Genomic DNA, 5,550 nt, shown 5'->3' on the forward strand with positions numbered 1-5,550 from the left:
GGTTACTCCTTACCCTGGGATCAGGTGGGTTACTGGGCGGTTAAAATTGTTTCCGGTGTACCTGCTGCTATTCCCGTCGTCGGTGATCAACTCGTCACCCTGATGCGCGGTAGCGAAAGCGTCGGTCAAGCAACTTTAACCCGTTTCTACAGCTTGCATACCTTTGTACTACCCTGGTCGATCGCGGTCTTCATGTTGCTACATTTCTTGATGATCCGTAAACAAGGCATTTCTGGGCCTCTATAATTCAGAAAAATATCTCTGTCGATCCGAAATCATTTTTAGGAGACATTATCCATGTCCACATTAAAAAAGCCCGATCTCAGCGATCCCGCTCTGCGCGCTAAGTTGGCTAAAGGTATGGGTCACAACTACTACGGTGAACCCGCTTGGCCCAACGATCTCCTCTATGTCTTCCCGGTGGTTATCTTCGGTACGATCGGACTCTGCACCGGTTTAGCGATTATGGATCCCACCATGATCGGTGAACCTGCCGATCCTTTCGCTACTCCCCTAGAAATTCTGCCAGAGTGGTATCTTTATCCCGTTTTCCAAATTCTCCGTATTCTTCCTAACAAACTCTTAGGTATCGCTTGCATGGCCGGCGTTCCCCTAGGCTTGATGTTAGTTCCTTTTATTGAAAGCGTCAATAAATTCCAAAATCCTTTCCGTCGTCCCGTCGCTACCGCTATCTTCCTATTTGGTACTGTGGTCACGATTTGGTTAGGTATTGGTGCCACTTTCCCCATCGATATATCTTTAACTCTCGGTTTGTTCTAAGTTACTGAACTTCACCGGTTTTTTGCCCACGCTTGTGATTCCTGACTTTGGAAGAGCGATCGTGGGCAATTTTAATTGGGGTTTGCGGCAAAAAGTTTTTCTTGGGGGCAGGGTGTGGAATGTGGGGTGTGGGGTGTGGGGTTTTACCGATTTTCAGGTGGTCAACTACCTAATTTTCAGGGAAAAAGTCCAGGGATTTTCCCCCTGATCACTCCCAGTCCGGTACTTTTTGATTGACAAAAAGTCTAAAAGTCTTACCCAACAAGGTTTTTAGATTTATTCAGCCAACCCTAATTGTGATTTCCTCTAACGGGTAATTTGTTGTACCAAAGCGATGACATCGCTGCGGCTGAGTTTTTCCTTACCTAAAGCTAGGACTTCGAGAGTGCCATGGGCTAAAGCGAGGGGAATCTTACAAAAATCGAGTGCCGGCCCATTAGGCAGCGATTGAGTGTAATAATCGGCTAATTTCAGATTACGACGGGCATAATTATGAATATCACTAATTGTCCAACCCTGGGGCAGAAAACTTACCCCCCGGCGCAGATCCTCGCCATGGTTGCGGGCAATATTAACCGCTTGTAAACCCCGGCCAAAACCGATGGCATAACTCCGATTAGTTTGAGTGCCGTCGTACCAATTCCAGAGGTCAGACAGCAATAAACCCACCGCACCGGCCACACTAAAGGTATATTGATCTAATTCTATTTCTGTGCGAATATCCCAGTTATTCCCGGCCCAGTAGGCCATGCGATCGGCCATGGCCGCCGTGGCATCCCAAACCCGGGGGGCGATCGAATCCGGTGCTAACAGGGCCCATTCGCCAATTCTCAGGGTTACTTCTGGCAAAATCTCCCGATGGACTAAGCCAAAAGTAAAATCCTCTTTGGTAGAATTTTCAGTACCTGCTTGTAAATTCAGGCTAATTTGTCTTAATATCTGGGCTTTACTGAAGTTATCTAGGTCGGGATGGTCTTCTACTTCATCGATCGCCCTCATACAGAGATAAGCTGAGGCTACTGCCTCGAGCAGACGATCTGGTAAACGACTTATGGGAATATAAAAAGTTCGACTCGTTTCTTGCAGAATCGTTAAAGCATTATCGCGCAAATTCATTCAGTCCTCTCCTCACGCCAACTTAGGTAACTACGAGTTAAACCAATCAGACAGATCGGTTTAGGTTATTCCGATGTTCCTAAGACAAAGTTGCTGTCTATTGTAGTATTATTATCCAAAATTTCGAGATTATTCTCGAAAAAATCAACCTCTAGGGTATTCTTGACAATTTTTCTTTCTGGGATAGCTGAGGGACAATTACGGCAATTTTTCGAGATTACAGGCTTAAAAAAACGATTTGACCCTTTTTTAAGCAGTATTTTTTGGCTTCATGGCAGGGATTGAAAGGAGATCACTTGTAAAACTGGCCCGATCATGGCCAGGGTCATCACATCTGAGCGAATTTGACCTATAACTGTCACTTTTGCCTTTTTTTGGGTTAATTCGGCGGGAGGGTCTATTAATTCGTAGGTTTGACCGTTATCGGCAATTAATGCCCAAGTTCCCGTGCCTATTTCGATTCTTTTTACCTGACCCGTTACACTAATACTCATGCTTTAATTTCGCTGATTGAGGTGATCGCAATTGCTGCCCCTGTCACAAGCATTCTATCGATATCTTTCCTCGGCATTGATTGCCAATTTTGCCCGACTTTAACCTCATAAATCAGTTTTTTTTATCTAAAAAGCGATCGCCACTTCCGCCACCACCGCTAAGAGGGAGGCCAAAGCCGCTAAAATCATTATTTCTCGATCGGATTGTCTCATGGCTATCTGAGTATAAATTACTAATCCTAGTCTATACCACATCTAACCTAGAGTTGAATTGCTCTAAATTATTTTATCCATAGATAAAAAGCTATAAAAGTTATCATTGCTCGGCAAAAACGGCGAAATCTATGTCCAGATTGCCCTGTATTATTTATTCAGGAAGCCCTAATTAGGGCTTCCTGAATAAATAATACAGGGCAATCTGGACATAGATTTCGCCGTTTTTGCCGAGCAATGATAACTTTTATAGCTTTTTATCTATGGATAAAATAATTTAGAGCAATTCAACTCTAGGTTAGATGTGGTATAGACTAGGATTAGTAATTTATACTCAGATAGCCATGAGACAATCCGATCGAGAAATAATGATTTTAGCGGCTTTGGCCTCCCTCTTAGCGGTGGTGGCGGAAGTGGCGATCGCTTTTTAGATAAAAAAAACTGATTTATGAGGTTAAAGTCGGGCAAAATTGGCAATCAATGCCGAGGAAAGATATCGATAGAATGCTTGTGACAGGGGCAGCAATTGCGATCACCTCAATCAGCGAAATTAAAGCATGAGTATTAGTGTAACGGGTCAGGTAAAAAGAATCGAAATAGGCACGGGAACTTGGGCATTAATTGCCGATAACGGTCAAACCTACGAATTAATAGACCCTCCCGCCGAATTAACCCAAAAAAAGGCAAAAGTGACAGTTATAGGTCAAATTCGCTCAGATGTGATGACCCTGGCCATGATCGGGCCAGTTTTACAAGTGATCTCCTTTCAATCCCTGCCATGAAGCCAAAAAATACTGCTTAAAAAAGGGTCAAATCGTTTTTTTAAGCCTGTAATCTCGAAAAATTGCCGTAATTGTCCCTCAGCTATCCCAGAAAGAAAAATTGTCAAGAATACCCTAGAGGTTGATTTTTTCGAGAATAATCTCGAAATTTTGGATAATAATACTACAATAGACAGCAACTTTGTCTTAGGAACATCGGAATAACCTAAACCGATCTGTCTGATTGGTTTAACTCGTAGTTACCTAAGTTGGCGTGAGGAGAGGACTGAATGAATTTGCGCGATAATGCTTTAACGATTCTGCAAGAAACGAGTCGAACTTTTTATATTCCCATAAGTCGTTTACCAGATCGTCTGCTCGAGGCAGTAGCCTCAGCTTATCTCTGTATGAGGGCGATCGATGAAGTAGAAGACCATCCCGACCTAGATAACTTCAGTAAAGCCCAGATATTAAGACAAATTAGCCTGAATTTACAAGCAGGTACTGAAAATTCTACCAAAGAGGATTTTACTTTTGGCTTAGTCCATCGGGAGATTTTGCCAGAAGTAACCCTGAGAATTGGCGAATGGGCCCTGTTAGCACCGGATTCGATCGCCCCCCGGGTTTGGGATGCCACGGCGGCCATGGCCGATCGCATGGCCTACTGGGCCGGGAATAACTGGGATATTCGCACAGAAATAGAATTAGATCAATATACCTTTAGTGTGGCCGGTGCGGTGGGTTTATTGCTGTCTGACCTCTGGAATTGGTACGACGGCACTCAAACTAATCGGAGTTATGCCATCGGTTTTGGCCGGGGTTTACAAGCGGTTAATATTGCCCGCAACCATGGCGAGGATCTGCGCCGGGGGGTAAGTTTTCTGCCCCAGGGTTGGACAATTAGTGATATTCATAATTATGCCCGTCGTAATCTGAAATTAGCCGATTATTACACTCAATCGCTGCCTAATGGGCCGGCACTCGATTTTTGTAAGATTCCCCTCGCTTTAGCCCATGGCACTCTCGAAGTCCTAGCTTTAGGTAAGGAAAAACTCAGCCGCAGCGATGTCATCGCTTTGGTACAACAAATTACCCGTTAGAGGAAATCACAATTAGGGTTGGCTGAATAAATCTAAAAACCTTGTTGGGTAAGACTTTTAGACTTTTTGTCAATCAAAAAGTACCGGACTGGGAGTGATCAGGGGGAAAATCCCTGGACTTTTTCCCTGAAAATTAGGTAGTTGACCACCTGAAAATCGGTAAAACCCCACACCCCACACCCCACATTCCACACCCTGCCCCCAAGAAAAACTTTTTGCCGCAAACCCCAATTAAAATTGCCCACGATCGCTCTTCCAAAGTCAGGAATCACAAGCGTGGGCAAAAAACCGGTGAAGTTCAGTAACTTAGAACAAACCGAGAGTTAAAGATATATCGATGGGGAAAGTGGCACCAATACCTAACCAAATCGTGACCACAGTACCAAATAGGAAGATAGCGGTAGCGACGGGACGACGGAAAGGATTTTGGAATTTATTGACGCTTTCAATAAAAGGAACTAACATCAAGCCTAGGGGAACGCCGGCCATGCAAGCGATACCTAAGAGTTTGTTAGGAAGAATACGGAGAATTTGGAAAACGGGATAAAGATACCACTCTGGCAGAATTTCTAGGGGAGTAGCGAAAGGATCGGCAGGTTCACCGATCATGGTGGGATCCATAATCGCTAAACCGGTGCAGAGTCCGATCGTACCGAAGATAACCACCGGGAAGACATAGAGGAGATCGTTGGGCCAAGCGGGTTCACCGTAGTAGTTGTGACCCATACCTTTAGCCAACTTAGCGCGCAGAGCGGGATCGCTGAGATCGGGCTTTTTTAATGTGGACATGGATAATGTCTCCTAAAAATGATTTCGGATCGACAGAGATATTTTTCTGAATTATAGAGGCCCAGAAATGCCTTGTTTACGGATCATCAAGAAATGTAGCAACATGAAGACCGCGATCGACCAGGGTAGTACAAAGGTATGCAAGCTGTAGAAACGGGTTAAAGTTGCTTGACCGACGCTTTCGCTACCGCGCATCAGGGTGACGAGTTGATCACCGACGACGGGAATAGCAGCAGGTACACCGGAAACAATTTTAACCGCCCAGTAACCCACCTGATCCCAGGGTAAGGAGTAACC

The 5,550-nt window shown here is 44.6% G+C and carries 10 protein-coding genes and 2 pseudogenes; 6 read left to right on the top strand and 6 right to left on the bottom strand.

The window, feature by feature from the left end:
• From petB (PX481_RS09195) to PX481_RS09185, 3 genes and pseudogenes are all read left to right on the top strand, one after another.
• Positions 1-246, top strand: a pseudogene (gene petB, locus PX481_RS09195) (cytochrome b6); the annotation flags it as partial.
• 51 nt (positions 247-297) lie between these two features.
• Positions 298-780, top strand: coding sequence for a cytochrome b6-f complex subunit IV (gene petD / locus PX481_RS09190; RefSeq protein WP_002738373.1), 483 nt, complete (start codon positions 298-300; stop codon positions 778-780).
• Between the two features lie 22 nt (positions 781-802).
• Positions 803-988: a hypothetical protein gene (locus tag PX481_RS09185; RefSeq protein WP_288094460.1), complete on the top strand. Its 186-nt coding sequence runs from the start codon at positions 803-805 to the stop codon at positions 986-988.
• A 98-nt stretch (positions 989-1,086) separates the two neighbouring features.
• Here PX481_RS09185 and PX481_RS09180 read toward each other — a convergent pair whose 3' ends face one another.
• The 3 genes from PX481_RS09180 to PX481_RS09170 all read right to left on the bottom strand — a co-directional run bounded on the left by PX481_RS09180 (position 1,087) and on the right by PX481_RS09170 (position 2,645).
• Positions 1,087-1,896 (bottom strand): squalene/phytoene synthase family protein, encoded by an 810-nt coding sequence (locus PX481_RS09180; RefSeq protein WP_288094459.1) that lies wholly within the window; start codon positions 1,894-1,896, stop codon positions 1,087-1,089.
• A gap of 269 nt (positions 1,897-2,165) precedes the next feature.
• A complete protein-coding gene (locus PX481_RS09175) occupies positions 2,166-2,390 on the bottom strand; it encodes a hypothetical protein (protein ID WP_002757610.1) in 225 nt (74 codons plus the stop codon).
• A gap of 126 nt (positions 2,391-2,516) precedes the next feature.
• The gene (locus PX481_RS09170) at positions 2,517-2,645 is read right to left on the bottom strand and encodes a hypothetical protein (RefSeq protein ID WP_256378286.1); all 129 of its coding nucleotides are present in this window, start codon (positions 2,643-2,645) and stop codon (positions 2,517-2,519) included.
• A 260-nt stretch (positions 2,646-2,905) separates the two neighbouring features.
• On the opposite strand from PX481_RS09170, the gene PX481_RS09165 reads away from it, so the two are divergent.
• The 3 genes from PX481_RS09165 to PX481_RS09155 all read left to right on the top strand — a co-directional run bounded on the left by PX481_RS09165 (position 2,906) and on the right by PX481_RS09155 (position 4,464).
• Positions 2,906-3,034 carry a hypothetical protein gene (locus PX481_RS09165; RefSeq protein WP_256378286.1) on the top strand — a complete coding sequence of 43 codons (129 nt, stop codon included), beginning with the start codon at positions 2,906-2,908 and terminating at the stop codon, positions 3,032-3,034.
• A 126-nt stretch (positions 3,035-3,160) separates the two neighbouring features.
• Complete coding sequence (locus tag PX481_RS09160; RefSeq protein WP_002757610.1) at positions 3,161-3,385, top strand: hypothetical protein; 225 nt, start codon at positions 3,161-3,163, stop codon at positions 3,383-3,385.
• Between the two features lie 269 nt (positions 3,386-3,654).
• Positions 3,655-4,464 (top strand): squalene/phytoene synthase family protein, encoded by an 810-nt coding sequence (locus tag PX481_RS09155; RefSeq protein ID WP_288094459.1) that lies wholly within the window; start codon positions 3,655-3,657, stop codon positions 4,462-4,464.
• Between the two features lie 98 nt (positions 4,465-4,562).
• On the opposite strand, the gene PX481_RS09150 is transcribed toward PX481_RS09155, so the two are convergent.
• The 3 genes and pseudogenes from PX481_RS09150 to petB (PX481_RS09140) all read right to left on the bottom strand — a co-directional run.
• Positions 4,563-4,748, bottom strand: coding sequence for a hypothetical protein (locus PX481_RS09150; protein WP_288094460.1), 186 nt, complete (start codon positions 4,746-4,748; stop codon positions 4,563-4,565).
• Positions 4,749-4,770: 22 nt separating this feature from the next.
• Positions 4,771-5,253 carry a cytochrome b6-f complex subunit IV gene (gene petD, locus PX481_RS09145; protein ID WP_002738373.1) on the bottom strand — a complete coding sequence of 161 codons (483 nt, stop codon included), beginning with the start codon at positions 5,251-5,253 and terminating at the stop codon, positions 4,771-4,773.
• 51 nt (positions 5,254-5,304) lie between these two features.
• Positions 5,305-5,550 (bottom strand): annotated as a pseudogene (petB, locus tag PX481_RS09140) (cytochrome b6); the annotation flags it as partial.

It is taken from the genome of Microcystis sp. M53603_WE2, assembly GCF_030065435.1.

Bases quoted from the DNA above. Each gene is read 5' to 3' on its own strand.
- petD (WP_002738373.1), top strand. From the start codon at position 298: ATGTCCACATTAAAAAAGCCCGATCTCAGCGATCCCGCTCTGCGCGCT.
- PX481_RS09180 (WP_288094459.1), bottom strand. From the start codon at position 1,896: ATGAATTTGCGCGATAATGCTTTAACGATTCTGCAAGAAACGAGTCGA.
- PX481_RS09175 (WP_002757610.1), bottom strand. From the start codon at position 2,390: ATGAGTATTAGTGTAACGGGTCAGGTAAAAAGAATCGAAATAGGCACG.
- PX481_RS09170 (WP_256378286.1), bottom strand. From the start codon at position 2,645: ATGTGGTATAGACTAGGATTAGTAATTTATACTCAGATAGCCATGAGA.
- PX481_RS09165 (WP_256378286.1), top strand. From the start codon at position 2,906: ATGTGGTATAGACTAGGATTAGTAATTTATACTCAGATAGCCATGAGA.
- PX481_RS09160 (WP_002757610.1), top strand. From the start codon at position 3,161: ATGAGTATTAGTGTAACGGGTCAGGTAAAAAGAATCGAAATAGGCACG.
- PX481_RS09155 (WP_288094459.1), top strand. From the start codon at position 3,655: ATGAATTTGCGCGATAATGCTTTAACGATTCTGCAAGAAACGAGTCGA.
- petD (WP_002738373.1), bottom strand. From the start codon at position 5,253: ATGTCCACATTAAAAAAGCCCGATCTCAGCGATCCCGCTCTGCGCGCT.